This window comes from Amycolatopsis sp. NPDC003731, assembly GCF_053586895.1.
Genome location: NZ_JBSFNC010000049.1, coordinates 1 through 23,833 on the forward strand (window position 1 = coordinate 1; position 23,833 = coordinate 23,833).

Genomic DNA, 23,833 nt, shown 5'->3' on the forward strand with positions numbered 1-23,833 from the left:
GTTCAAGAAAGCCCCTCCGTGGGAGCGGGTCGCCGCGTACGCGAAGGCTTGCGTCGCCGTCGGGCGCCGTACAGGAGGTCTGCGACCAGGTTGGCGATCACCACGCTCGCCGCGATCACCACCAGCCAGCCCATCAGGACCTGGGGGTCGTTCTTGTTGACCGCCTCGACCAGCAGCGTTCCCATGCCGTGCCAGTTGAAGACCGTCTCGGTGATGATGGCGCCCGTCACCGTGGCGCCGAAGTTGACCGAAAACAGGGTCATCACCGGGATCAGGGCGTTGCGGAACGCGTGGCGCCAGATCACGCGGGTGTTCGACACGCCCTTGGCGCGCGCTGTGCGCACGTAATCCGCGCCCAGGACCTCCAGCATCGACGCCCTCTGAAACCGGCTGTACGCGGCGAACGTGATGGCCATGATCGACAGCGTCGGCAGCAGGAACGCGCCGACGTACTTCGCGAGTGCGTCACCCACTCCGGTGGCCGTGAGGCTCTCCGGGCTCGTCGTCCGGAGCCACGGGTCGCCGAGGACGTCGGACAGGCCGAGGTCGCGGACCCAGCTGTTGGCGCGGATCGCGTAGCCCTTGAGGACGATCGCCACGCAGAAGATGGGCATCGAGAACATCAGGAACGCCAGCGTCGTCGCCAGGTAGTCCCAGATCGAATACTGCTTCACCGCCGCCAGGACACCCACCAGGACGCCGAAGATCAGGGCCAGCACCGACGCCGTGAGCACCAGCTCCAACGTCACCTTGAACGCGGCCATCACCTTCGGCTGGACCGGGGTGAACGCGTTGCCCTGGGCGATCGAGATGCCCCAGTCGCCGGTCAGGAAGTGGCCGAGCCAGCTGAAGTAGCGGGCGATGACGCTCTGGTCCAGGCCCAGCTTGTGCTCGGTCTCGGCGATCGCGGACGCGCTGATCCCCGGTTTGCTGCGGAGCTCGCCGAGCGGGTCGCCGGTGTTGGCGACCATCACGAAGCAGAGGAACGTGCCGATCAGCAGGACCGGGATCGAAATGGCCAGCCGGCGGAGCACGTACAGCACGAGATTCATCCGAAACCCCCAGGTCCGGCGATCCTCCCGGAAAACGGACGCGGGGGCGACCGGAACCGGTCACCCCCGCGTCGCGCGTTCAGGCCTTCATTCTCCGCTGGCGCGGGTCGAAGGCGTCGCGAAGACCGTCACCGATGAAGTTGATCGTCAGTGAAATCAGCACGAGCACGATGAACGGCCCGAAGAACAACGCCGGCCGGGTCTGCAGCTGGGCGTAGTTCTCCAGGATGACGCGGCCGAGCGAGGTGTCCGGCAGCTGGACGCCCAGGCCGATGAACGACAGCGCGGCTTCCGCCAGCACGGCCTGCGCGACCGCGAGGGTCGCGTTGACCGTGATGCTGCCGACCATGTTCGGCACCAGGTGCTTGAAGATGATCCGGAACGTCCCGGCGCCCGACGCGCGGGCCGCGTCGACGAACTCGCGCTGGGACAGCGACATCGCCTCGGCGCGGGTGATCCGGGCGATCTGCATCCAGCCGAACGCCGCCAGCACCAGCGCGACGATGTACCAGGAACCGCCGCCGAACACCTTGGCGAGGATAGCCGCCGCGGCGATCTGCGGGATGATCAGGAACAGGTCCGTCACCCGCGAGATCGCCGAGTCGGAGAACCCGCGCAGGTAGCCGGCGACCGCACCGAACACGACGCCGATCACGGTGGCCAGGATCGACACGGTGAGCGCGATGAGGAGCGAGTACTGCGTACCGCGCAGCACCTGCGACACCATGTCCTTGCCGACCTGGGTCGTCCCGAGCGGGAAGTCGCCGCTGGGCTTGGCGAACGACGGGAACGAGCTGTCCTCGTAGTTGTGCTTCCAGAACAGCGGCATCAGGATGCTGATCAGCACGATCAGGATGAGCACGCCGGTCGACGCCATCGCCAGCTTGTGGTGCAGGAACTTCCGCAGGACCAGCTTGCCCTGGCTGCGCGGTTCCGGCAGCGCGTCCGGAGGCAGCGTGCCTTCGGCCGAAGCGGTTTCGCTCGCGAGAAGAGAGTTCAAGTCAGCCAACGCGAATCCTCGGGTCCAGGATGCCGTACATCAGGTCGGCGATCAGGTTGGCGACGATGACACTGCTGGCGATCACCACGAGCCAACCCATCATCACCTGAGTGTCGTTCTTCGTGACGGCTTCCACCAGCAATGTGCCCATACCGTGCCAGTTGAACACCGTCTCGGTGATGATCGCGCCGGCCAGGACCGAGCCGAAGTTGACCGAGAACAGCGTCGACACCGGGATCAGGGCGTTGCGGAACGCGTGCCGGAAGATGACCCGGCCGTTGCCGAGGCCCTTGGCGCGCGCGGTGCGCACGTAGTCCGAGCCCAGCACCTCGAGCATCGAGGCGCGCTGGAACCGGCTGTACGCGGCGAAGCTGATCGCCATGATCGACAGCGTCGGCAGCAGGTACGCACCGATGGTGCTGGTGATGAAGTCGCCGACGCCGTCGGTCTTCAGCTGCTCCGGGCTGGTCGTGCGCAGCCACGGGTTGCCGAGGACGTCGGACAGGCCGAGGTCGCGGACCCAGCCGTTGATCTCGATCGCGTAGCGCTTCAGCACGATCGCGACGCAGAAGATCGGCATCGAGAAGAGCAGGAAGGCGAGGGTGGTCGCGATGTAGTCGATGATCGAGTACTGCTTCACGGCGGCCAGCACGCCGACGATGATGCCGATGATCAGCGCGAGGATCTCGGCGCCGACGACCAGCTTGAGGGTGACGCCGAAGGCGGCCATCACCTTGGGGGCGACCGGCGCGAGGGCGTTGCCCTGCGCGATGGAGATGCCCCAGTTCCCGGTCAGGAAGTCACCCAGCCACGTGAAGTAGCGGGGGACGATGCCCTGGTCGAGACCGAGCTTGGCGGCCGTGGCGGCCAGCGCTTCCTTGCTGATCGTCGGGTTCTGCCGCAGCTCGCCCAGCGGGTCACCGGTGCCGGCGACCATGACGAAACACAAGAAAGTCCCGACCAGGAGGACGGGAATCGATATCGCCAGACGGCGAAGGATGTAGATCACCAGGTTCAACGAACTGCTCCTCATCCGGGCCTGGTCGTCAGAAGTGCGCTGGACCGCTACCCGGTTGTCTACCGTAGTGGCGGTAACCCTACGGTCAACAGCTACTTCCGGTGGGTACCGGGGCCCGGCTTGTGGCCGGACCCCGGTACCTCCCAGGTCATCTGGAGCGAGGGGAAAGAAGAGGCGGGGCGAGCCCTACTTCTTCTGCTCCCACTCGCCGACGTTCCACAGAACACCGTCGTACGACTGCATGTAGACGCGGTCGATGCCCTTGAACGCCCACATGCTCGGCGTCTGGAACAGCGGCAGGGTCGCGTAGTCGTCGGCGATGGCCTTGTCGGCCTCCTGGTACTTCTGCAGCTTGACCTGCTCGTCGGTCGCCTTCACCGCGGCGTTGTAGGCGTCGTCGATCTTCGGGTCGCAGAGGTTCTGGTAGTTCTGCTCGCCGCCCTTGTCCGGGCAGACGTAGATCGACTTCGACTCCGCCTTGAACGGCTGGGCGGACCAGCCGAACAGCGCCACGTCGTAGTCACCGGTCGAGACGCGGCCACCCTTGAGGAAGTTGGCGTCGGTCTCGTCCTTGACCTCGATGCCGGCCGCCTTGGCCTGCGAGATGATGATCTCGACGGTCTGGCTGCGGCGGGCGTTCTGGTTGTGCGTGATCTTGAACGAGGCGCGCTGGCCGTTCTTGGCGAAGATGCCGTCGGCACCCTTGGCCCAGCCGGCGTCGGTCAGCGTCTTGGCCGCCGCTTCGGCGCCCAGGCCGGCCTTGCTGCTGTACAGGTCGGTGTAACCGGGCTCACCCTGGAAGAACACCACGCTGTTCAGCGGCTCCGCGTCCGCCTGGACCTCCTTGAGCAGCTTGTCCGTGATCTCCTTGCGGTTGACCGACTCGAGGAACGCCTTGCGGAGGTCCTTGTCGGCGAACATGCGCTTGAAGTTCAGGTCGAGGTGCTCGTAGGTCAGCTGCGAGGCCGAACCGTAGGTCACGCCCTGCGCCGCGAGGCCCTTCATCGTCTGGGCCGCGGTGGCGTCCGGCTGGGTCGACGCCGCGACGTCGATCTCACCGTTCTGCAGCGCGGTCGCCATCGCCTTGGTGTCTTCCATGGCGCGGACGATGATCTTCGACGGGCCACCCTTGCCACCCGCCCACTGCGGGTTCTTCTCCAGGGTGACGGCCTTCTGGTTGGCGTCGAACGCGGTGATCTTGTACGGGCCCGACGACGGCATGATGTCCGCCTTGAAGCCCTTCCACTCGTTCGACCAGAAGTCACCGGCGGCCTTGATCTGGGCCGGGTCGCCGGTCGGGGCCAGCTTGGTGATGTCGGCGATGCCGGTCTTGGCCTCGAGGACGTGCGCGGGCATGATCGCCGGCGCGTTGAACAGGCCCTTGTAGTCCAGGTAGGGCTCGCTGTAGTCGGTGACGAAGGTCAGCGCGTCCTTGCAGGTGGCCTGCTTGATCAGCGAGTAACCGGTGGTCGACGCCGAGTTGAACGGGTTCTTGCCGTCCGGGCCCTTGGCCAGGCCGCTCTGCGACAGCCACGCCAGGTACATGTCCTTGCAGTCGTAGGCCTGACCGTCCGACCACTTGATGTTCGGCTTGATCTTGTACGTGACCTGCTGCGGGTCCTTCTGCGTGACGTCCCAGGACTCGAAGACGTCGTTGTTCAGCAGGATCTTGTTGTTGCCGTCGAGCTTCAACGTACCGGAGAGCACCGCGGTCAACACGTAGTTGTTGTACGAGCTGTTGGTGTCCGGGGTCTGGTTGTTGTACCCCGAGTACCCGTCGTCGATACCGATCGTGACCGTGCCGTCGTACCCCGGGGTGTCCGCGAGCTTGAACAGGTCGCCGGTCTCGGCCTTGCCGACAGCCATCGCCTTGACGTCGGTCGACGATCCGTTCTGATCGGTGTTGCCCGAACCCGAATCACCACCGCTGCAGGCGCTCAGCAGCAGCGAAGCGCCGGCGACGAGCGACAAAGCGGAGACTGCTTTGGATCTCCTCATGAAGTGTGCCCTCCTAGCACTGAGCCCTTGAATATCGGGACAAGGGCCCACACCGCTCCGGTTGGATGGGCCGGAGCCTACGACACGCCAAGCGACACTCAACTGGCGCACTGCGGGAGCACGCTAGAAAGGAAAAGCACCGACAGTCACCAGTTCCGGGTCGATCGTGACCAAAGGGTGACTTCCAGTCGACATCCAGAAATACGACGGTTACCTCATGGATTCACAACGTCCCACTCGAAGGCGTTGGTAAAGATCACCCGGTAGTACTGAATGCGTAGCCAACCGATTACTTCGGGCCGCGAGTCCAGTTCACCGCCGACCCGAACGGGCCCACCATGGGGGGACCTGGCGTGACGCCCGAGATGCCCGAACCGATCGCCAGGGTGTCAGCCAATTGGAACAGCGGAATCACCACGTTCTGACGCCAAAGTTCAGGCTCAAGAGTGGTGAGCGCTTCGCCCGTCGGAGTGGATCCGGACAGCGCCGCGTCGATCGACGGCTGCAGCGCCGGGTCGCAGAACCCGGCCGCGTTGCCCGGGACGACGGGCTTGGTCTTGTCGACGCCGGCGGCCGTCTGCTCCGGGCGGCAGCCGAAGGTCGACGCGAGCACCGATGCGGTGTCCCCGCCGACCGCCTGCGGGACGACGGCGATGTCGACCCCGACGTTGCCGGCCGAGTCGCCGGTCGGCTGCTGGACCCCGCCGACGACCGGCATCGCCAGCAGGCCGCTGAACAGGTCCCGTGGCGGCGGCGTGATCGCGTTGACCTCGATGCCCTGCGCGGAGAGCTGGCCGGCCAGCTCCTTGGCGATCGACGCGTACGGCTCCTGGGCGGCCGGCGAGGCGATGACCAGCGAGAGCGCCCGGCCGTTCTTGCGCCAGGTGCCCGCGGTCTTGGTGTAGCCCGCCGCCTGGAGCGACTGCTCGGCCCTGGCGACGTCGGGCGCGGTGGGCGGCCCGGGCGGGATGGTCGCCGCGTAGCCCTTCACCGACGGCGCGATCACCTGCGCGTCGGCGTGCAGCGTCGACGACGGCCCGCCGTTGACGCCCTCGGTGATCAGCTTGGTGCGGTCGATCAGCGCGGCGACACCGGCGCGGACCTGGGCGTCCTGCAGGGTCGCGCTGACCGGGCGCAGCAGCACGTCGGCCACCAGCGGGCGGGCCACCGTGTGCAGCTTGACCGCCGAGCCGAGCTCGCCGAGCAGCTTGAGCTCGTCGCCGCTCGTGCGGGCCAGCGCGAACTGGTCGTTGCCGCTGCGCAGCGCGGCCAGCAGCGTGTTCTGGTCCGACCGGCGGAGCACGATCCGGTCGATCGCGGCGGGCTTCTCCCAGTAGCGTTCGTTGCGCTCGAGGATGACCTCGCCGCGGGCGGTGTCCAGGCTCTTGATCGAGAACGGGCCGGCGACGGCCGGGAAGTTCGAGGCCAGCGCCCCGCGCCAGCCGTCGGGCGCGTCCTTGAGCAGGTGGGCGGGCAGCAGGTCGGAGAACAGCGTCTGCCAGCCCGGGTACGGCTTTGCGAAGGTGACCTCGACGCGCTTGCCGCCCTCTCGCGACTGCAGGTCGGTGATCTGCCGGTAGCCGGCGGGCTCGATCACGCCGGGCTGGTCGCGCAGCTGGGTGCGCAGGTAGTCGAAGTCCTCGGCGGCGATGGGCGCGCCGTCGGACCAGGAGGCGTCCGGCCGGATCTCGTAGGCCACCACGAACGGCTGCTGCGAGATCACCTCGGCGGACTTCATCAGGTTCTTGTCGAGCTGGGTGGTGCCGTCGTCCTTCTGGCGGAACACCGAGGGCAGCAGCAGCTGCGAGAGCGCGGAGGTCACCTGGGACGAGTCCGCGAGGTTGTGCGGGTTGTACCCGCCGAGCACGTCGTCGACCCCGACGACGATCTGCGACGGCGTCTTGCCGGTGGTGGACACGGGTGCGACCGACGACGACACGACCGGGGGTGGCGGGGTGTTGGAGCAGGCGGTGAGCAGCACGGCCGCGAGTGCCAGCACCGGCACCGCCTTGCGATTCACCCGCACGCCCCGTTCCTCCCCGTTTCCGCCGATCGGGTCAGTCATGCTCCCACGACCGCCTCCGCCGCCGGAACCGAGATTCCCACACCCGGATCGGGCGGCCTCGCCGCCCCTGGGTGCCACTACGGGAATGGACGCGCGGCACACCGTCCGGGTTCCCGGACCGTTCCGGAACGGCGGAACGAACACGGGCCGGACACGAAAAAGGTTCACGCCGGTGGTCGGCGCCAGGCGATGAGGCCGTCGCGACACCTATAAAGATATAAGGAGAAGAACGGCGGAATTCCTGACGCTGGGTTCGCCACCGACCGACCCAGCGTAAGGGATCGGGCACGAAAAAACCTCCCGATGACGAGCACCGGGAGGCTTTTCGAAGCGGCGGATCAGCCGTTGTCGCGGCTCTTGGCGCGCGAACGCTCCTTCGCGCGGGTGTTGACGTCCAGGGTCACCTTGCGGACCCGGACGACCTCGGGCGCGACCTCGACGCATTCGTCGACCGAGCAGAACTCCAGGGCCTCTTCCAGGCCCATTTTGCGCGGGCGGGCCAGCGTCTCCATCACGTCGGCGGAGGACTGACGCATGTTGGTCAGCTTCTTCTCCTTGGTGATGTTGATGTCGAGGTCCTCGAAGCGCGGGTTCTCGCCCACGACCATGCCCTCGTAGACGTCCGCGCCCGGCTCGACGAAGAACGTGCCGCGGTCGGCCAGCTGGATCATCGCGTACGCGGTGACCGGGCCCGAGCGGTCGGCGACCAAGGAGCCGCTGTGCCGGGTGCGGATCTCGCCCGCCCACGGGAAGTAGCCCTCGAACACGTGGTTCGCGATGCCGGTGCCGCGGGTCTCGGTGAGGAAGTCGGTGCGGAAGCTGATCAGGCCGCGCGACGGGAGCACGTACTCCAGCTTGATCCGGCCGGTGCCGTTGCCGCTCATGTCCTCCATGCGGCCCTTGCGGGCGGCCAGGAGCTGGGTGATCGCGCCGAGGTGCTCCTCCGGCGAGTCGATGTAGAGGCGCTCGAACGGCTCGTGCAGCTTGCCGTCGATCGTGCGCAGCACCACCTGCGGCTTGCCGACGGTCAGCTCGAAGCCCTCGCGCCGCATCTGCTCGACGAGGATGGCCAGCGCCAGCTCGCCACGGCCCTGGACCTCCCAGGTGTCGGGGCGCTCGGTCGGCAGGACGCGGATCGAGACGTTACCGATCAGCTCCTGGTCCAGGCGGGCCTTGACCAGCCGCGCGGTGACCTTGTCGCCGCCGTTGCGCCCGGCCAGCGGCGAGGTGTTGACGCCGATGGTCATCGAGATCGCGGGCTCGTCGACGGTGATCCGGGGCAGCGCCACCGGGTTGTCGGAGTCGGCGAGGGTGTCGCCGATCGTGATGTCCGGGATGCCGGCGATGGCGACGAGCTCGCCCGCGCTGGCCTCGGTCGCCGGGACGCGGGTGAGCGCCTCGGTGACCAGCAGCTCGGAGATGCGGACGTTCTGCGTCGTGCCGTCCGCGCGCATCCAGGCCACGGTCTGGCCCTTGCGCAGCTTGCCGGCGTGGATGCGGATCAGCGCGATGCGGCCGAGGAAGTTGGACGCGTCGAGGTTGGTGACCAGCGCCTGCAGCGGCGCGTCGAGGTCGGCGGCCGGCGGCGGCACGTGCCGGAGCAGCGTGTCGAACAGCGGGTCGAGGTTCTCGCTCTCGGGGACCTCGCCGTCGGCGGGCTGCTCCAGGCTGGCCTTGCCGGCGCGCGCGGAGGCGTAGACGACCGGGAGGTCGAGGATCGCGTCGTGGTCGGCGTCCTCGATGTCGCTGGCCAGCTCGAGCAGCAGGTCGTGGGTCTCCTCGACGACCTCGGCGATCCGGGCGTCCGGCCGGTCGGTCTTGTTGACCAGCAGGATCACCGGCAGGCCGGCTTCGAGGGTCTTGCGCAGCACGAACCGGGTCTGCGGGAGCGGGCCTTCGGACGCGTCGACCAGCAGGACGACCCCGTCGACCATGGCCAGGCCGCGCTCGACCTCGCCGCCGAAGTCGGCGTGGCCGGGGGTGTCGATGACGTTGATCGTCACCTGGCCCTCGGGGGTCTGGCGGTGGATCGAGGTGTTCTTCGCGAGGATCGTGATGCCCTTTTCGCGCTCCAGCTCGCCCGAGTCCATCACGCGGTCGACGACCTCGGCGCGCTCGGCGAAGGCGCCGGACTGGCGGAGCATCGCGTCCACCAGCGTGGTCTTGCCGTGGTCGACGTGGGCGACGATCGCGACGTTGCGCAGGTCGGGCCGGGTCTTACCGGTCGGCCGGCCGGTTTCGACGGTAGCGCTGGCTGCGGGCACGCGAGAACTCCTGAACTTCAAGGGTTGGATGGCCGCGCACGCCGTTCAGGCATCCCGTGACCGGCTCTGGTCACACGCGGACCTCACCCAGGATACCTGCCGCCCCATTGTGAGCGGCCCCACGCCCCCCTGGCGGTTAGGCTGACCTAACGTGGAAACCCGGTGGAGGTCGCCGATCCGGAAGGTGCGTGCGCGTGGGCAAGAAGCCGAAGGACCCGCGGAAGGTCGTGCGCAAGCTCATGAAGGCCGGCAAGGTCAAGAAGAAGTGCTGCCGGTCGAAGCCGCGCTGCAAGAAGTGCCCGGTATTGGCTCTGAAGAAGGCTAAAGAGGACCTGGCTGCTTAGTGGGGCACAGCCTCGTTGACCTGCCGCAGTTCGGGTGCGGTCTTCGTCGGCGAGAACTCGATGACCTCGTAACTCGCCAGGTGCTTCACGCAGAACGGGTCGGACGCCAGGATGGCGTCGAGCTTCCCGCGGGACATCGGCCGCGTGATGATCACGCCGCCGGTGCGCGGGTTCCGCCGCCCGGACGCCAGGAAGTGGCCGTGCTCGTACTGCTTGTTCAGCCACTCGGCGTGGTCCGGGAGCGCGTAGTCGATTTCCTCGATCGGGGCCGTGTAGTTCAACAGGACGACATACATGGTTAGACGGTAGACCCGCACGCCACTTCGCGCCTATGCTCGCCGCATGCACGCGCAGACGTCCAGCTGGTGGCCGCCCTCGGCGGCCGTTTAGACCTGCGCTGATCACCAGCGGCCGCCCCGGGACGGGCGGCCTTTTTCGTGCCTTCTCCGGGGTGGCCCCACCTCGGGAGGAACACATGAGCAAGCTGTCCGGCATCACCCCCTCCGGTCACGTCCACCTCGGCAACTACCTCGGCGCCGTCCGCCGCTGGGCCCTCGAGGGCGGCGCGGACGACCTGTACTTCGTCGCCGACCTGCACGGCATGACGACTCCGCACAACCCGGCGAAACTCCGATCCCTGGCGCGCGAACAGCTCGCCGTGCTGATCGCCGCCGGCATCGACCCCGAGCGGGTGTTCGTCCAGTCCGACCTGGCCCGGGAGCTGGGCGCGCTGACCTGGGTCCTGGAGTGCACCTGCAACTACGGCGAAGCGGCGCGGATGATCCAGTTCAAGGAGAAGTCGAAAGGCCAGGCCGGGGTCAGGCTGTCCCTGCTGACGTACCCGGCGCTGATGGCCGCGGACATCCTGCTGCAGGGCGCGGACGAGGTCCCGGTCGGCGAGGACCAGCGCCAGCACGTCGAACTGACGCGGACCCTGGCCAAGCGCTTCAACGGCACGTACGGCGAGGTGTTCACCATCCCGCGCGCGGTGCTGCCGCCGGCCGGCGCGCGGGTGAAGGACCTGGCCGACCCGACGCGCAAGATGTCGAAGTCGGCCCGGGACGCGGTGGGCGTGGTGTTCGCGCTCGACGAGCCCGACCAGATCCGCCGCAAGGTCCGCCGCGCGGTCACCGACGGCGGTTCGGTGCCGGTGCACGCCCCGGAGACCCGGCCGGGGATGGCGAACCTGCTGGAGATCCTGGCCGCGTGCCGGGGCGGGTCCCCGGCGGAGCTCGCCGACGAGTTCACCTCCTACGGCGCGGTGAAGGACGCCGTCGCCGACGCGGTGATCGAGGAGCTGCGGCCGGTGCGCTCAAGGGCGTTGGCGCTGCTGGACGACGTCGCCGAGCTGGATCGCGTGCGGAAAGCGGGTGCCGAGCGCGCCCGCGAGCGCGGTTCGCACCGGCTCGACGCGGCGCTGCGGATGATCGGGGCTAACTGAGCAGGGCGCGGAAGGCCGGGAGGAGGATCCGGTCCGCGGGCAGCCAGTCGACGTCGTCGAGGTCGTCGGGTCCGAGCCACCGAACGGCTCGGTGCTCGACGGCCCGCGGCTCCTCCCCGGGCGAAACGAGCGTCGCGGCGTAGATCCGGAGGACCTTGCCGCCGGGCAGCGGGATGTCGTCGCCGACCCGCGCGCCGACCTCGACGACGACGTCGAGTTCCTCGCTGCACTCGCGGGCCAGCGCGAAGGCTTCGGATTCCCCGTCTTCGACCCGGCCGCCGGGCAGTTCCCACTGCCCCGCGTGCTTCGGCGGCCAGGCCCGCTGCTGGGCCAGCAGCTTGCCGTCCCGCACCAGGGCGGCTCCCACGATCACAGCGTTCACAGTCCCGGAACTTACCCGGAAGCCCCGCCCGCGGCCGCACGCCAGACGACCACGAACCGCGCGCCCCCGTCCGGGGACTCGCCCACCTGGACGCGGCCGCCCCGGCGGCGGACCGTCTCCGCCACCATCGCCAGCCCCAGCCCCGTGCCGCCCGAGGACCGGGCCCGGTCGTCGGCGATCCGGTAGAACCGGTCGAACACCTTCTCCCGGTGCTCCGGGGCGATGCCCGGGCCGTCGTCGTCGACCACCACCCGCACCGACGACCGGGACGCCAGCACCGACACCACGATCTGCCCGCGCGCGTACCGGCACGCGTTGCGCAGCAGGTTGTCCAGCACCAGCTCGACCTCCGCGTGCGCCGAAGACGCCCACGCCTGCGCCACCGCCGTGCTCACCCGCGTCTCCGGCGCCCCCGCCGGCAGCCGCGCCACGGCCGACCGCACTTCGCTCACCAGCTCGACCGGTGACGCCGGGGGCACCTCGCCGGCGTCCGACCGAGCCAGGGACAGCAGCCCGTCCAGCAGCGACGACAGACGCTCGGCCTCGGTCAAGATGTCCGACAGCGTCTCCTGGGACAGCTCCGGATCCGGGTTCGTCACCGCGACCTCGGCCTGCACGCGGATCGACGCGACCGGCGACCGGAGCTCGTGCGCCGCGTCGCCGGTGAAGCGGCGGAGCCGTTCGGCCGCCTGCTCCTGCCGCTCCAGCAGCGCGTTGAACTCCTCCGCCAGCGCCCGCAGCTCGTCGTGCGAGTCCGGCAGGGCCAGGCGCGCGCCCGGTGGCAGCGAGCGCACCGACCCCCGCATGCGCGCGACCGGCCGCAGCGACAAGCGCACCACCAGCCACGTCGCGAACCCCGCCACCAGCGCCCCGACCGCCGCGACCACCACCAGCCACACGCCGCCGTAGTGCACCGCGGCCGCGAAGCCGACCAGGCCGGCCCCCGCGACCACCAAGCGCTGCGACCCGTCCGGCGCGCTGACGACCGTGCCGAGGTACCGCGCGCCGTCGCGCTGGACCGGCTGCCCGGCCTTGAGCGTCGAAACGTCGGCAGGGGAAAGACCCGCCGGGGTACCGCCGTCCACCGGCGTGCCCGCGATGTCCAGCACCCGCAGCGTCACCGGCGCCGCACCCGACAGCGGACGGCCGGCGCTCACCTCGGCGCCCGCCGGGCCGAGCGCGGACGTGAGCTCCCGGTCGACCGAGCCGATGAGCAGCGGCGAGAGGTTCGACGCGGCCAGCGTGGCCAGGCCGAGCAGGCAGGCCAGGGTGATCGTCGCGGCCAGCAGGGTGATCCGGACCTGCAGGGACCGGCCCCGCCACCAGGAGATCACGGCGTGATGACCTCGTCGAGCTGCGCGTCGGACGCCAGGTAGCCGTGCCCCCGCACGGTCCGCAGCAACGCGCCGGCCCCGACCGCGTCGAGCTTGCGGCGGACGTACCCGACGTAGACCTCGACGAGGTTGCGGGTCACCGCCTGCTCCTCGCCCCAGACCGCGCGCAGCAGCTCGTCCTTGGTGACGACCGTGCCCGCGCGGCCGACGAGCACCTCCAGCAGCGCGAACTCCCGCGGGCTCAGCCCGACCTCTTCGTCGTGCCAGTGCACCTGCCGCAGCCCGCGGTCGACGGCCAGCGCGCCGAGCCGCAGCGTCCCGCGGCCGGACTCCGGCCCGGCCCGGCGCAGCACCGCGCGGACCTGCGCGACCAGCACCACGAACGAGAACGGCTTGACGAGGTAGCCGTCGGCGCCGAGGTCGAGGCCGTCGGCCTGGTCGATCTCGCCGTCCTTGGCCGAGACGAGCAGCACCGGCGTGGTGACGCCGTCCTTGCGCAGCCGCTCCAGCACGCGGTAGCCGGACAGGCCCGGCAGCATGATGTCCAGGAGGATGACGTCGAACGAGCCCGTGCTTGCCAGCTGCAGGCCGGTGGGCCCGTCCGCGGCCGTGACCACGTCCATGTCCTCCGCGCGCAGCCCGCGCTGCAGGGCCTTGCGCACGCCCGGTTCGTCGTCGACCACCAGCACCCGAGGTTTCACGAGACTCATCATGGCCGGTTTCCGCAGGTCGTGCGTCAGCTCTCAGCACGATCTCAGCGTCGGGGAGAGAACCTTCAGGGGTATCTCAGCCTCGAGAGGGAAGCGTCGTGGCCAGGGAGCCGGGCACACTCGAGCCCGGGAACACCACAGGGAGAGACGCATGAAACCGAAGACGAAGGGCATCACGGCCGCGGTCCTCGGCACCGCGCTCGGTGCCGGCGGGCTCGCGTTCGTCGCGATGCCAGCCAGCGCGGACGACAAGCCGGCGCTGCCGCAGGTGAGTGCCGAGGACCTGGTGCAGTCGGTGGTCAAGGCGAAGCCGGGCGCGTTCGACGGCACGCTGAAGGTGAGCAACGACCTGGGCCTGCCCGCGGTGGGGAACGCGGTGCCGGGCGCCCAGGCGCTGAACATGGACTCGGCGCACATCTTCAGCGATGGCGCGGGCAAGAGCCGGCTCGCCGTCACGCAGGGCGCGAGCCAGGAGACCGTGGTCCACGACGGCACCACCGTCTGGGACTACAGCTCCAAGACGAACACCGCGACCAAGCTGACCATCCCGGCCGACGTGGCCCAGCGGAAGGGCGCGGGCAGCGACAAGACCGCCGACCCGCTGGCGGCGTCGACCGAACTGCTCACGAAGGTCCGCGAGAGCAGCACGGTGTCCGTCGACGGCACCGCGACCGTCGCCGGCCGCCCGGCCTACGAGCTGGTCCTGACGCCGAAGCCGACCGAGCGGACGCTCCTGCGCGAGATCCGCGTCGCGGTCGACTCGCAGACGCGGATGCCACTGCGGATGTCGGTGCTGAGCAACGGCACGGCGACCCCGGCGCTCGAGGTCGCGTTCACCGAGATCGAGTTCACCCAGCAGCCGGCCGACCTCTTCACCTTCACCCCGCCGAAGGGCGCCAAGGTGCAGGAGAAGACCCCGCAGGTCGACCAGCACGCGAAGGACCTGGCCGAGCAGGCCAAGCAGGACGTCAAGGTCGTCGGCGACGGCTGGGACACCGTCGTCACCGGCAAGGTCCCGGCGGACGCGCTGAACGCGGCGCCGAAGCAGCAGTCCGGGCGGGAAGGCCGCAACGCCGACCCGAAGGCGCTGCTCGAGCGGTTCGGCAAGAAGGTCAACGGCTCCTGGGGCAGCGGCTACCTGTTCACCACGAAGGTCGGCAGCGCGGTGCTGACCGACGACGGCCGCTTCGCCGCCGGTGCAGTGCCGGAGCAGGTCCTGTACGAAGCGCTGGGTCAGAAGTGACGAGCACGGCTGTCCAGTCCGGGGCGGAGGCTTCTGCGGAGGCCTCCGCCCCGGCGGTTCCGCTCGCCGCGCGGACCCGGGGATTGCGGAAGGTCTACGGCAGCACGGTCGCGGTGGACCACGTCGACCTCGACATCCCGGCCGGCGCGGTCGTGGGCATGCTCGGGCCGAACGGCTCGGGCAAGACGACCACGATCCGGATGCTGCTCGGCCTGGTCCGCCCGACCGAGGGCGAGGTCGAGCTGCTCGGCCGTCCGATGCCGGACGCCGCCGCGCACGCGCTGCCCGACGTCGGCGCGCTGGTCGAGGGTCCGGGTTTCCACCCGTTCCTCTCCGGCCGCGACAATCTGCTGCGCTTCGCCGCGGCCGAACCGCGGCTGTCCTCGGCCGGGATTCCGGCCGCGGTGGACTCGGCGCTGGAGCGCGTCGGGCTGACCGGGGCCGCACGACGGCGGTACAAGGGGTATTCGCTCGGCATGAAGCAGCGGCTCGGGCTCGCTTCGGCGTTGCTGGTGCCGCGGAAGATGGTCGTGCTCGACGAGCCGACCAACGGCCTCGACCCTGCGGGTACCAGGGAGATCCGCAGGATCGTCGCCGAGCTGCACGCCGAGGGCGTCACCGTGCTGGTGTCGTCGCACCTGCTGGCCGAGGTCGAGGCGACCTGCACGCACGTGGCCGTGCTGCAGAGCGGGAACGTCGTCGCGCAGGGCGAGCTGGCGGAGCTGCTGGAGTCCGGGAACGCGGCCCTGCTGGTCCGCACGCCGGACGCGGAGAAGGCCGTGGAAGTGCTGCGGGAGAACCGGATCGGCGCGCGGCTGACGCCGGAGGGCGTCCGCGCCGACCTCACGGCGGCCGAAGCGCCGCGGGTGCTGCAGGTCCTGGTGGGCGCGGGGGTCGCGGTCCACGAGGCGACGCGGGCCCGCACCGGGCTGGAAGACCTGTTCGCGCGGCTCACGGAGGGGGCGGAATGACGGCGGTCCTGGAGGCACCGGCGGCCCGCACGGGCCACGACACGGTGCCGTTGCCGCGGCTGCTGGCCGCGGAGCTGCGCTGGATCTTCCGGCGGCCGCGCACGCTGGCCGTGCTGGGGCTCCTGGCCTTGATCCCGGTGGTGATCGGCATCGGCCTGACGCTGGTGGACGACGCGGGTGCGCAGGGCGGCGGCCCGGACGACGGCGGCGGAGCACTGCTGGCCTCGGCGGTCAACAACGCGTTCGTGCTGCCGATCGCGGCGATCGTGATGTCCCTGGCCCTGCTGCTGCCGCTGGCGTCGGCGATGGCGGGCGCGGACGCGATCGCGGGCGAGACGTCCCACGGAACCCTGCGCGGCTGGCTGATCGCGCCGGTCGGGCGGGGGCGCCTGCTGGCGGTCAAGGCGTTCGGCGTCGCGACGGTGTCGGTGGTTTCGGTGCTGGCGATGTGCGTCACGGGTGTGGTCACGGGCCTGATCATCAACGGCACGGATTCGCTGTTCACGCTGTCGGGCACGACGTTGTCCCTCGGCGGCGCGCTGGCCCGGATCCTGCTGGTGGCGGGCTGGGTGGTGCTGCAGCTGTGGGCGGTCGGCGCGGTGGCGCTGGCCATCTCCAGCTGGACCGAGCACCCGATGCTGGTGGTGGCCTCCGTGCTGGCGGCGGACATCGTGTTCACCATCCTCGGGTTCCTGACGTCGCTGGACTGGCTGCACCCGTTCCTGCTGACGCAGAACTGGTCGATGGCGCCGGCGGAGGTGCTGCAGGACCCGATGGGCACGCAGATGCTGGGCGAGGGAGCACTGCGGGCGGCGTGCTACATCGTGATCGGGTTGTCGCTGGCGTACGCCCGCCTGTCGACCCGCGACGGCTGAGGTTCTTCCCGGACGGCTAGCCGACCAGCGCGACGCCGTCCGGGTCGAACTGCAGCTTCACCGCATCTCCGGCGCGCAGGTCCGCCGCCGCCGGGGCCACTGCGTCCACAGTGGACTCTTTGAGCCGGACCACCAGCCGCACGTGCTCGCGCCGGTGCACCGCCGCAACGACCTCGCCCGGCACACCTTCCGCGGCCACGCGCAGCGCGTGCGGCCGCAACCCCAGCCGCACCGGGCCGTCGCCGACGTCCGGGAGGTCCAGGTCGCCCAGGTGCGTGTGCACGTGCCCGGCCGCCGCGGTGCCGTCCACGAACGTCGTCACGCCCAGGAACCGGGCCACGTCGTCGTCCGCCGGGTTCCGCCACACGCGACGGACCGCGCCCTCCTGGCGGACCTCCCCCGCGTCCAGCACCGCGACCCGGTCGGCCAGCGTGAAGGCCTCCTCCTGGTCGTGCGTCACCAGGAGGGCAGTGATCTTGCTGCGGCGCAGCAGGTCCGCCAGGTCGATGGCCAGCTGCTCGCGCAATCCGGCGTCCAAACCGGACAGTGGCTCGTCCAGCAGCAGCAACCGCGGCTTCGGCGCCAACGCCCGGGCGAGCGCGACCCGCTGCGCCTGGCCGCCCGACAGCTCCGTCACCCGGCGCTTCTCGAAGCCGGAGAGCCCCACCAGCTCCAGCAACTCGGCCACGCGCGGCGCCCACTGCGCGCGCGGCACCCCGTGCATCCGCAGGCCGAACGCGATGTTCGCGGCGACGTCACGATGGGTGAACAGCTGGCCGTCCTGGAACACCAGGCCGAAGCCGCGACGGTGGACCGGGACCGCGCCGAGGTCCTCGCCGTCCCAGCTCACCGAGCCGCGGGCCGACGGCTCGAGCCCGGTGATCGCGCGCAACAGCGTCGACTTGCCCGACCCCGACGGGCCGAGCAGGGCCAGCACCTCGCCGTCGGCGATGTCCAGGCGGGCGTCGCGGACCGCCGCGAAGGTTCCGTAGTGGACGGTCAGGTCCCGTACCGACAACGCCATCAGAACTCTCCCACCCCGCCGCGCCCGAGCCGGTCGATCAGCGCGACCGCCAGCACCGTCACGAGCATCAGCAACGCGCACGCCGCATACGCCATCTGGTTGTTCAGCGCTCCCGGGCGCGCCATCAGCGTCGCCACCGCGACCGGCAGCGTCGGCGCCGTCGGCCGGGCGAGGAAGCTCGTCGCGCCGAATTCGCCCAGCGCCACGACGAAGCCGAAGCCCGCCGCCGCGACCAGCGGCCGCAGCGTCAGCGGCAGGTCGATCTCCCGCCACACCCGCAGCGGGCTCGCGCCGAGCGTCGACGCGGCCTGCCGCAGCCGGACGTCGACCGAACGCAGCACCGGCAGCACCATCCGCACGACCAGCGGGATGATCACCAGCGCCTGGGCCAGCGGCACCAGGTAGGGCGACGTCCGGAGGTCGCCGGGCAGCGCGTCGAGCGTCACCAGGTAGCCGAAGCCGACGGTCACCGCGGACACCCCGAGCGGCAGCATCAGGACGGCGTCCATCGTCTCGCCCAGCCCGCGCGCGGCTCTCGCGGGCGACCGGCGCAGCGCCACCAGCACCACCGACGCGAGCACGCCGACGACCATCGCGAGCAGCGTCGCGTCGATGGCCACCTTCAGCGAGTTCAGCGCGGCGTCCCAGCCGGACACCTGGAGCGCGCCCTTCTCGCCGGTGCTCGTCAAGGCGCGGTACCCGGCGAGGCTCCAGCCGTCCTCAGTGGACACCGACTCGGCGAGGAGCGCGACGATCGGCGTCACCAGCAGCGCGAGCACGACGCCCGCGGCGCCGACGACCCACCATTCGCCGCCCCTCGGCCGGCGCGCCCCGCCGGACCCGGTCCGCGCGCCCTCCTTGCGCCGCCGCGCCAGCCCGCCGACCACCAGCGCGGCGACCACGGCCGCGAACTGGACCAGCGAGAGCGCGGCCGCGCCGGAGAGGTCGAGGAGGTCGACGGTCCGCAGGTAGATCTCGGTTTCCAGGGTCCGGTAGCGGGCGCCGCCGAGGATCAGGACGACGCCGAAGCTGGTGGCGCAGAACAGGAACACGACGGCCGCGGCGGACGCGACCGCCGGGGCGAGCGCGGGCAGCGTCACCGACCGGAACGCCCGCCACGGCGACGCGCCGAGCGCCCGGGCGGCGTCGGCCGTCCGCGAATCCAGCCGCGCCCACAGCCCGGCGACGGTCCGCGCGACGACGGCGACGTTGAAGAAGGCGTTGGCCAGCACGATCGGCAGGACACCGCCGTCCGGCCAGAGCGCCCGGAACGCGAGGCCGACGACCACGGTCGGCAGCACGAACGGCACGAGCACGAGCGTCCGCGCCAGGCCGACGCCCGGCAGGCGCACCCGGGCCAGCAGGAACGCCACCGGGAGGCCGGCCAGCACCGCGACGACCGTCGACGCGGCCGCGCTGGCGACGGTGAACAGTGCCAGCTGCCAGGTCCGCGGGTCGCCGAGGACGACGTCGAGGCCGCCCGCGGCGAACCCGCGGCCGATGATCGCCAGCACCGGCCAGGCGAAGAACACGACGAGGAAGCCGATCGGGGCCAGGCCGAGAAGGGCCAGGCCGAAGCCGCGGGCGGTCCGGGGTGGGGCTAGCACTGGTGCTTTTCGGGGGTTCCGGGTGGCGGAGCCCCCGGCCCGAGGCGGAGCCTCGGATGTCACTGCACGAGCGTGCGCCATTCGCCGATCCACTTCTCGCGTCCGGCCTGCACCTGGTCCGCGGGCAGCGTCTGCGGCTTCTGCGGCAGCGGTGCGGCCTGCGCCCAGCCCTGCGGCAGGTCGACGCCCTGGCGGGCCGGGTAGACGTACATGTTGGCCGCGACCGTGGCCTGGAACTGCTGGGAGAGCAGGAAGTCCACGACCTTGCGGGCGTTATCGACCTGCTTGCCGTTCGCCAGCACGCCGGCGTACTCGACCTGCCGGTAGCAGGTGTCGAGCAGCGCCTTGGTGCGCGGCTTGCCGTCGTCGCCGATCTCCGCGGCGGGCGACGACGCGTACGAGACGACGATCGGCCGCGGGCCCTTGCCGGACGAGCCGGAGAACTGCTTGGTGTAGGCCTCTTCCCAGCCGCTGACCACCTTGACGCCGTTGGCCTTCAGCTTCGCCCAGTAGTCCTTCCACCCGGCGTCGCCGTACTTGGCGATGGTGCCGAGGAGGAACGCCAGGCCGGGGGACGCGGTCGCCGGGTCCTCGGCGACCAGCAGGTCCTTGTACTTCGGGTCGGCCAGGTCGTCGTAGCTCGACGGCGCCGGGATCCCCTTGGCGGTGAAGTAGTTCGTGTCGACGTTGACGCAGACGTCGCCGACGTCGACCGCGGAGAGCCGGTGCTCGGGGTCGACGGCGTAGCGCTGCGGCCCGCGGTCGGCCTCGGGGCTGGTGTAGGGCTCGAAGACGCCCTCGGTCAGCGCCCGGGACGCGAAGGTGGAGTCGACGCCGTACGCGACGTCGCCGATCGGGTTCGCCTTCGTCAGCACGAGCTTGTTGGTCAGCGAGCCGGCGTCGCCCTGCATGAGCACGGAGATCTTGATGCCCGACTGCTTCTGGAAGGCGTCGAGCACCTCCTGCGGCGCCAGGAAGGAGGCGTGCGTCACGAGGGTGACGGTGGGCGTCTGCTGCGTGCCACCGTCACCGTCCGACAGCGAGCACCCGGCGGCGACCACGCCGACGACGGCAACGGCCGTCGCAGCCCTGCGTTTCATCTACCCTCCTGCACTTCGCCGGACGCGGAGGGAAGCCCTCCCGTCGCCGGCATGATCCGGTCAGGTGCGAACGGTCGCGGGTGACCCGCCTCTCAGCCCGGCTCCCCGGACTCCCGTGGCAACCGTGCAGCGTAGTCCAGGACGCAGGACGATGGAGACATGACGGAAATCTTGAGCGACTCCGAGGCCGACGCACGATTGGGCGCGGGCTGGACGCGGTCCGGCGCGGTGATCTCCCGCGAGGTGGAGCTGGCGAGCTTCCCCCGGGCGATCGAGGTGGTGAACCGGGTGGCGGAGCTGGCCGAAGCCGCCGACCACCACCCGGACATCGACATCCGCTGGCGCACGCTGACGTTCCGGCTCTCCACGCATTCGGCGGGCGGCCTGACGGCGAAGGACTTTTCTCTCGCGGCCCAGATCGACGCCGTCCTGGTGTGACCCTGGTTACGCTCAGTGCACCTTTGCCTGCTTCCGACGTCTCTCGGTTACCGGAACCTTCAGGAGGGAGAACAGAGATGACGCAGGCAATCGTGGTCGGAACGGCAGCTTTCGCAACGATGGTGGCGGCGGCCGGCGGGGTGCTCTGGTTCACCGTCCGCAACCGCCGTCACCTGGACAGCTGAGAGTTCGATCACAGCGGCTAACGCGGAGCATGATCGAGGCGCTGTTCCTGCGGAAGCATCGGTTTTCGCCCGTAGGGAACGCCATGAACAGCACCGCTCTCACCGCCGCCCAGCGCGCTTGGATCAACGCCCTCGCCCCCGCGGTGGTGCTGATCGCGATCGCCCTGCTGGGCCTGCTCGGCTAGTCCGCTCCGAGCTCGATCTGCCCGGGCGGCGGGAACTCGGCCGGCGGCTCGTCTTCCGTGCCCCAGTACTCGAGGCACGACAACCGGCCGTCGGCGACGAACACGATGAGACCGCCACCGGGCACGCCGGCTTCGACCGCGACCGGGGTGTCGGCGACCTCCGCGAGCGGGAGCGTCCGGTCGACCTCCAGGTTGATGCTCGGGCACCCGCAGCCGCACCGCCCGGTCACCCGGGCGGTGGCGGCCTGCGCCCGCAGTTCCACCGCCCCCGGGAAGTCCGCCGCGAGCAGCGTGTCCAGCGTCGTGCGCTCGGTGGCGGTCAGCGGGCGGGCCGCCATCAGTAGCGGGCCATGTTCGGGATCGTCTTTTCGGCGACCCCGATGAGGTCTTCGACCTTCGCCACGTCGGCCGTCACGTCCTCGGCCGTCACCGCAGGCGCCTCGGAAGAGCGGTAGGCGACCTCGTTGCGCCGCACCCGCATCCGGTTGAAGGGACGCAGAAGCGGCCCCAGCGGCGGATCGAGCTGCGCGAGAACCGCTTCGTAGACGGCGATGTGGCCACCCCGGCTCGTCGCGCGCAGGCCTTGGTTCTGCAGGACCGCCGCCAACGCCCTCCGGGCGCCGTCGTACGCCAGGGTGTAGGCACCTTCGGGGTCCGAGTTCAGCAGCTGCCGCGCCGAAACGACGTGGGTGCGGGCCCGGGCGATCTCCGCCTCGGCGGCCTCCCGCGAAGCCGGGACGCGTTCGAGGGAGCCGCGCGCGAGGAGGGCGTCGATCGTGGCGCGGCCCTGGTTCCAGCGGGTCATCCTGCCTCCTGAGCGAGCGGCAGCGGGACCAGCGGACGCTCGCGCACGCTGGTGAGGAACGGATCGGTGCCGCTCTCCGCCGCCCACGCCGACGGCGAGAGCCGATGGACGTTGACCTCCCGGTCCAGCCGCCGGGACACGCCCTCGGCCAGGTCGAACAGCGCATCCGGGTCGGGTGAGCCGACGACCAGGACATCGACGTCACCGGGCGGCGGCCCCGGTTCACCGCTGTAGCGTGCGGCCCAGGACCCGTAGATGTAGGCCTCGCGCACGCCGGCCAAGCCGGACAGCGCCTCGGCCAGCAGCGGCAGCGGCCCGAAGGTGACCGAGATGACGTCGCTGAGCGGCCGGTAGAGCGGGGTGTCCGTACGGGCTTTGACGAGCCGACTCCGGCCCACCCGCCGGTCTTCCAGGATGCCGCCGCCGACGAGCCGTTCGACCTCACGCAGCACGGTGGTCGCCGAGACCCCGAACGCCCTGGCGAGCTCGGTGATGCTGTACTCGCGCTCCGGGTGCAGGAGGACCAGCGCGAGCAGCTCGCCCTGCATGCGCGAACGCAGTAGGGGCAGCAAGCTCGGCGAAGCTTTCATTGGACGCAGTATATCCTGCGTCCAACGAAAACAACAGTCAGTAGCTGACGCTCACACGTTGAAGCGGAACTCGACCACGTCGCCGTCGGCCATGACGTAGTCCTTGCCCTCCATGCGGACCTTGCCCGCCGCGCGGGCGGCCGCCATCGAGCCCGCCTCCATCAGGTCGTCGTAGGAGACGATTTCCGCCTTGATGAAGCCGCGCTCGAAGTCCGTGTGGATGACGCCCGCCGCCTGGGGGGCCGTGGCGCCTTGGGGGATCGTCCAGGCGCGGGATTCCTTCGGGCCCGCCGTCAGGTACGTCTGCAGGCCGAGCGTGTGGAAACCCGCGCGGGCCAGGGAGTACAGGCCCGGCTCCGGCTGGCCGACCGACTCCAGCAGCTCGCGCACCGACTCCTCGTCGTCGAGTTCCAGCAGCTCCGCCTCGACCTTCGCGTCGAGGAACACCGCGTCCGCCGGCGCGACCAGCTTGGTCAGCTCCTCGCGGCGGGCTTCGTCGGTGAGCACCGACTCGTCGGCGTTGAAGACGTACAGGAACGGCTTCGTCGTGAGCAGGCTCAGCTCGCGCAGCGCGTCGAAGTCGACTTCTTTCTGCGCCTGGAAGAGCGTGCGCCCGGCGTCGAGGATCTCCTTCGCCTTCTGGGCGTTGTCCAGCGCGGGCTTGTTCTCCTTCTTCGTCCGCGCTTCCTTCTCCAGCCTCGGCAGCGCCTTGTCGAGCGTCTGCAGGTCGGCGAGGATCAGCTCGGTGTTGATCGTCTCGATGTCGCTCGACGGGTCGATCCGGCCGTCGACGTGCACCACGTCGGGGTCGTCGAACACGCGGATGACCTGGCAGATCGCGTTGGCCTCACGGATGTTCGCCAGGAACTTGTTGCCCAGCCCGGCACCCTCGGACGCGCCCTTCACGATGCCCGCGATGTCCACAAAGGACACCACGGCCGGGACGATCTTCTCCGACTTGTGCAGCTCGGCCAGCTTGTCCAGCCGGGGGTCCGGCAGCGGCACGACACCGACGTTCGGCTCGATCGTCGCGAACGGGTAGTTCGCGGCGAGCACGTCGTTGCGGGTCAGCGCGTTGAACAGGGTGGACTTGCCGACGTTGGGCAGGCCGACGATACCGAGGGTGAGGCTCACGACCCCGCAGTCTACGTGGCTCCCCCGGCCGGGCCCCACGCACCCAACGCCGTGGCGGATTTCCGCCA

At 70.3% G+C, this 23,833-nt stretch carries 23 protein-coding genes; 6 read left to right on the forward strand and 17 right to left on the reverse strand.

Annotated elements, in window-relative coordinates; translation table 11 throughout:
- Nucleotides 1-2: 2 nt before the first annotated feature.
- The 6 genes from ACWDN5_RS21620 to typA all read right to left on the reverse strand — a co-directional run bounded on the left by ACWDN5_RS21620 (nt 3) and on the right by typA (nt 9,397).
- On the reverse strand, nt 3-1,052 hold the full coding sequence (locus ACWDN5_RS21620; RefSeq protein ID WP_449677547.1) for an ABC transporter permease: 1,050 nt from the start codon (nt 1,050-1,052) through the stop codon (nt 3-5).
- A gap of 79 nt (nt 1,053-1,131) precedes the next feature.
- Nucleotides 1,132-2,061, reverse strand: a complete 930-nt coding sequence (locus tag ACWDN5_RS21625; protein WP_310973507.1) for an ABC transporter permease — start codon at nt 2,059-2,061, stop codon at nt 1,132-1,134.
- Complete coding sequence (locus ACWDN5_RS21630) at nt 2,054-3,070, reverse strand: ABC transporter permease (RefSeq protein WP_310973508.1); 1,017 nt, start codon at nt 3,068-3,070, stop codon at nt 2,054-2,056. Before ACWDN5_RS21630 ends, ACWDN5_RS21625 begins: the two co-directional genes overlap by 8 nt.
- Nucleotides 3,071-3,256: 186 nt before the next feature.
- On the reverse strand, nt 3,257-5,068 hold the full coding sequence (locus ACWDN5_RS21635) for an ABC transporter family substrate-binding protein (RefSeq protein WP_310973509.1): 1,812 nt from the start codon (nt 5,066-5,068) through the stop codon (nt 3,257-3,259).
- 289 nt (nt 5,069-5,357) lie between these two features.
- Nucleotides 5,358-7,094 (reverse strand): ABC transporter family substrate-binding protein, encoded by a 1,737-nt coding sequence (locus ACWDN5_RS21640; protein WP_449677548.1) that lies wholly within the window; start codon nt 7,092-7,094, stop codon nt 5,358-5,360.
- A 377-nt stretch (nt 7,095-7,471) separates the two neighbouring features.
- Nucleotides 7,472-9,397, reverse strand: coding sequence for a translational GTPase TypA (gene typA, locus ACWDN5_RS21645; protein WP_176174984.1), 1,926 nt, complete (start codon nt 9,395-9,397; stop codon nt 7,472-7,474).
- A gap of 194 nt (nt 9,398-9,591) precedes the next feature.
- Here typA and ACWDN5_RS21650 point away from each other — a divergent pair, with 194 nt between their 5' ends.
- Nucleotides 9,592-9,741, forward strand: a complete 150-nt coding sequence (locus ACWDN5_RS21650) for a hypothetical protein (protein ID WP_003090169.1) — start codon at nt 9,592-9,594, stop codon at nt 9,739-9,741.
- Here the strand turns inward: ACWDN5_RS21650 and ACWDN5_RS21655 are convergent.
- The gene (locus ACWDN5_RS21655) at nt 9,738-10,037 is read right to left on the reverse strand and encodes a YciI family protein (protein ID WP_449677549.1); all 300 of its coding nucleotides are present in this window, start codon (nt 10,035-10,037) and stop codon (nt 9,738-9,740) included. The genes ACWDN5_RS21650 and ACWDN5_RS21655 overlap by 4 nt on opposite strands.
- Before the next feature lie 179 nt (nt 10,038-10,216).
- Between ACWDN5_RS21655 and trpS the strand changes: the two genes are divergently transcribed.
- Nucleotides 10,217-11,182 (forward strand): tryptophan--tRNA ligase, encoded by a 966-nt coding sequence (trpS, locus tag ACWDN5_RS21660; protein ID WP_310973514.1) that lies wholly within the window; start codon nt 10,217-10,219, stop codon nt 11,180-11,182.
- Here trpS and ACWDN5_RS21665 read toward each other — a convergent pair.
- Genes ACWDN5_RS21665 through ACWDN5_RS21675 form a run of 3 tightly spaced genes read right to left on the reverse strand, consistent with a single transcriptional unit; the run spans nt 11,175 to nt 13,611 of the window.
- Complete coding sequence (locus ACWDN5_RS21665) at nt 11,175-11,564, reverse strand: (deoxy)nucleoside triphosphate pyrophosphohydrolase (RefSeq protein WP_310973515.1); 390 nt, start codon at nt 11,562-11,564, stop codon at nt 11,175-11,177. The two genes, trpS and ACWDN5_RS21665, sit on opposite strands and share 8 nt — an antisense overlap.
- Nucleotides 11,565-11,575: 11 nt before the next feature.
- A complete protein-coding gene (locus tag ACWDN5_RS21670) occupies nt 11,576-12,898 on the reverse strand; it encodes a sensor histidine kinase (RefSeq protein WP_310973516.1) in 1,323 nt (440 codons plus the stop codon).
- The gene (locus ACWDN5_RS21675) at nt 12,895-13,611 is read right to left on the reverse strand and encodes a response regulator transcription factor (protein WP_310973518.1); all 717 of its coding nucleotides are present in this window, start codon (nt 13,609-13,611) and stop codon (nt 12,895-12,897) included. Before ACWDN5_RS21675 ends, ACWDN5_RS21670 begins: the two co-directional genes overlap by 4 nt.
- Nucleotides 13,612-13,759: 148 nt before the next feature.
- Here ACWDN5_RS21675 and ACWDN5_RS21680 point away from each other — a divergent pair, with 148 nt between their 5' ends.
- From ACWDN5_RS21680 to ACWDN5_RS21690, 3 genes are read left to right on the forward strand one after another with little or no spacing between them, the layout of a single operon-like run.
- Complete coding sequence (locus ACWDN5_RS21680) at nt 13,760-14,851, forward strand: LolA family protein (protein WP_449677550.1); 1,092 nt, start codon at nt 13,760-13,762, stop codon at nt 14,849-14,851.
- Nucleotides 14,848-15,822, forward strand: coding sequence for an ABC transporter ATP-binding protein (locus tag ACWDN5_RS21685; RefSeq protein ID WP_449677551.1), 975 nt, complete (start codon nt 14,848-14,850; stop codon nt 15,820-15,822). The genes ACWDN5_RS21680 and ACWDN5_RS21685 overlap by 4 nt, the downstream gene beginning before the upstream one ends.
- The gene (locus ACWDN5_RS21690) at nt 15,819-16,697 is read left to right on the forward strand and encodes an ABC transporter permease (protein WP_449677552.1); all 879 of its coding nucleotides are present in this window, start codon (nt 15,819-15,821) and stop codon (nt 16,695-16,697) included. The genes ACWDN5_RS21685 and ACWDN5_RS21690 overlap by 4 nt, the downstream gene beginning before the upstream one ends.
- A 16-nt stretch (nt 16,698-16,713) precedes the next feature.
- On the opposite strand, the gene ACWDN5_RS21695 is transcribed toward ACWDN5_RS21690, so the two are convergent.
- The 3 genes from ACWDN5_RS21695 to ACWDN5_RS21705 form a co-directional block, all read right to left on the reverse strand.
- A complete protein-coding gene (locus tag ACWDN5_RS21695; RefSeq protein WP_449677553.1) occupies nt 16,714-17,721 on the reverse strand; it encodes an ABC transporter ATP-binding protein in 1,008 nt (335 codons plus the stop codon).
- Nucleotides 17,721-19,277 carry an ABC transporter permease gene (locus tag ACWDN5_RS21700; protein ID WP_310974170.1) on the reverse strand — a complete coding sequence of 519 codons (1,557 nt, stop codon included), beginning with the start codon at nt 19,275-19,277 and terminating at the stop codon, nt 17,721-17,723. The genes ACWDN5_RS21695 and ACWDN5_RS21700 overlap by 1 nt, the downstream gene beginning before the upstream one ends.
- Before the next feature lie 110 nt (nt 19,278-19,387).
- Nucleotides 19,388-20,428, reverse strand: a complete 1,041-nt coding sequence (locus ACWDN5_RS21705) for a thiamine ABC transporter substrate-binding protein (protein ID WP_449677554.1) — start codon at nt 20,426-20,428, stop codon at nt 19,388-19,390.
- A gap of 159 nt (nt 20,429-20,587) precedes the next feature.
- Between ACWDN5_RS21705 and ACWDN5_RS21710 the strand changes: the two genes are divergently transcribed.
- Nucleotides 20,588-20,866, forward strand: coding sequence for a 4a-hydroxytetrahydrobiopterin dehydratase (locus tag ACWDN5_RS21710; protein ID WP_310973527.1), 279 nt, complete (start codon nt 20,588-20,590; stop codon nt 20,864-20,866).
- 366 nt (nt 20,867-21,232) lie between these two features.
- On the opposite strand, the gene ACWDN5_RS21715 is transcribed toward ACWDN5_RS21710, so the two are convergent.
- Genes ACWDN5_RS21715 through ychF form a run of 4 tightly spaced genes read right to left on the reverse strand, consistent with a single transcriptional unit; the run spans nt 21,233 to nt 23,765 of the window.
- On the reverse strand, nt 21,233-21,574 hold the full coding sequence (locus ACWDN5_RS21715) for a hypothetical protein (RefSeq protein WP_449677555.1): 342 nt from the start codon (nt 21,572-21,574) through the stop codon (nt 21,233-21,235).
- The gene (locus ACWDN5_RS21720) at nt 21,574-22,041 is read right to left on the reverse strand and encodes a hypothetical protein (RefSeq protein ID WP_449677556.1); all 468 of its coding nucleotides are present in this window, start codon (nt 22,039-22,041) and stop codon (nt 21,574-21,576) included. The genes ACWDN5_RS21715 and ACWDN5_RS21720 overlap by 1 nt, the downstream gene beginning before the upstream one ends.
- Nucleotides 22,038-22,631 carry an ArsR family transcriptional regulator gene (locus tag ACWDN5_RS21725; RefSeq protein ID WP_449677557.1) on the reverse strand — a complete coding sequence of 198 codons (594 nt, stop codon included), beginning with the start codon at nt 22,629-22,631 and terminating at the stop codon, nt 22,038-22,040. The genes ACWDN5_RS21720 and ACWDN5_RS21725 overlap by 4 nt, the downstream gene beginning before the upstream one ends.
- Before the next feature lie 51 nt (nt 22,632-22,682).
- The gene (gene ychF, locus ACWDN5_RS21730; RefSeq protein WP_310973533.1) at nt 22,683-23,765 is read right to left on the reverse strand and encodes a redox-regulated ATPase YchF; all 1,083 of its coding nucleotides are present in this window, start codon (nt 23,763-23,765) and stop codon (nt 22,683-22,685) included.
- Nucleotides 23,766-23,833 lie beyond the last annotated feature (68 nt).

What these genes read in the sequence shown, in the direction of transcription:
- ACWDN5_RS21705 (WP_449677554.1), bottom strand. Translation starts at nt 20,428, where the DNA reads ATGAAACGCAGGGCTGCGACGGCCGTTGCCGTCGTCGGCGTGGTCGCC.
- ACWDN5_RS21635 (WP_310973509.1), bottom strand. Translation starts at nt 5,068, where the DNA reads ATGAGGAGATCCAAAGCAGTCTCCGCTTTGTCGCTCGTCGCCGGCGCT.
- ACWDN5_RS21725 (WP_449677557.1), bottom strand. Translation starts at nt 22,631, where the DNA reads ATGAAAGCTTCGCCGAGCTTGCTGCCCCTACTGCGTTCGCGCATGCAG.
- ACWDN5_RS21695 (WP_449677553.1), bottom strand. Translation starts at nt 17,721, where the DNA reads ATGGCGTTGTCGGTACGGGACCTGACCGTCCACTACGGAACCTTCGCG.
- ACWDN5_RS21715 (WP_449677555.1), bottom strand. Translation starts at nt 21,574, where the DNA reads ATGGCGGCCCGCCCGCTGACCGCCACCGAGCGCACGACGCTGGACACG.
- ACWDN5_RS21720 (WP_449677556.1), bottom strand. Translation starts at nt 22,041, where the DNA reads ATGACCCGCTGGAACCAGGGCCGCGCCACGATCGACGCCCTCCTCGCG.
- ACWDN5_RS21675 (WP_310973518.1), bottom strand. Translation starts at nt 13,611, where the DNA reads ATGATGAGTCTCGTGAAACCTCGGGTGCTGGTGGTCGACGACGAACCG.
- ACWDN5_RS21620 (WP_449677547.1), bottom strand. Translation starts at nt 1,052, where the DNA reads ATGAATCTCGTGCTGTACGTGCTCCGCCGGCTGGCCATTTCGATCCCG.
- ACWDN5_RS21680 (WP_449677550.1), top strand. Translation starts at nt 13,760, where the DNA reads ATGAAACCGAAGACGAAGGGCATCACGGCCGCGGTCCTCGGCACCGCG.
- ACWDN5_RS21710 (WP_310973527.1), top strand. Translation starts at nt 20,588, where the DNA reads ATGACGGAAATCTTGAGCGACTCCGAGGCCGACGCACGATTGGGCGCG.
- trpS (WP_310973514.1), top strand. Translation starts at nt 10,217, where the DNA reads ATGAGCAAGCTGTCCGGCATCACCCCCTCCGGTCACGTCCACCTCGGC.
- ACWDN5_RS21655 (WP_449677549.1), bottom strand. Translation starts at nt 10,037, where the DNA reads ATGTATGTCGTCCTGTTGAACTACACGGCCCCGATCGAGGAAATCGAC.
- ACWDN5_RS21690 (WP_449677552.1), top strand. Translation starts at nt 15,819, where the DNA reads ATGACGGCGGTCCTGGAGGCACCGGCGGCCCGCACGGGCCACGACACG.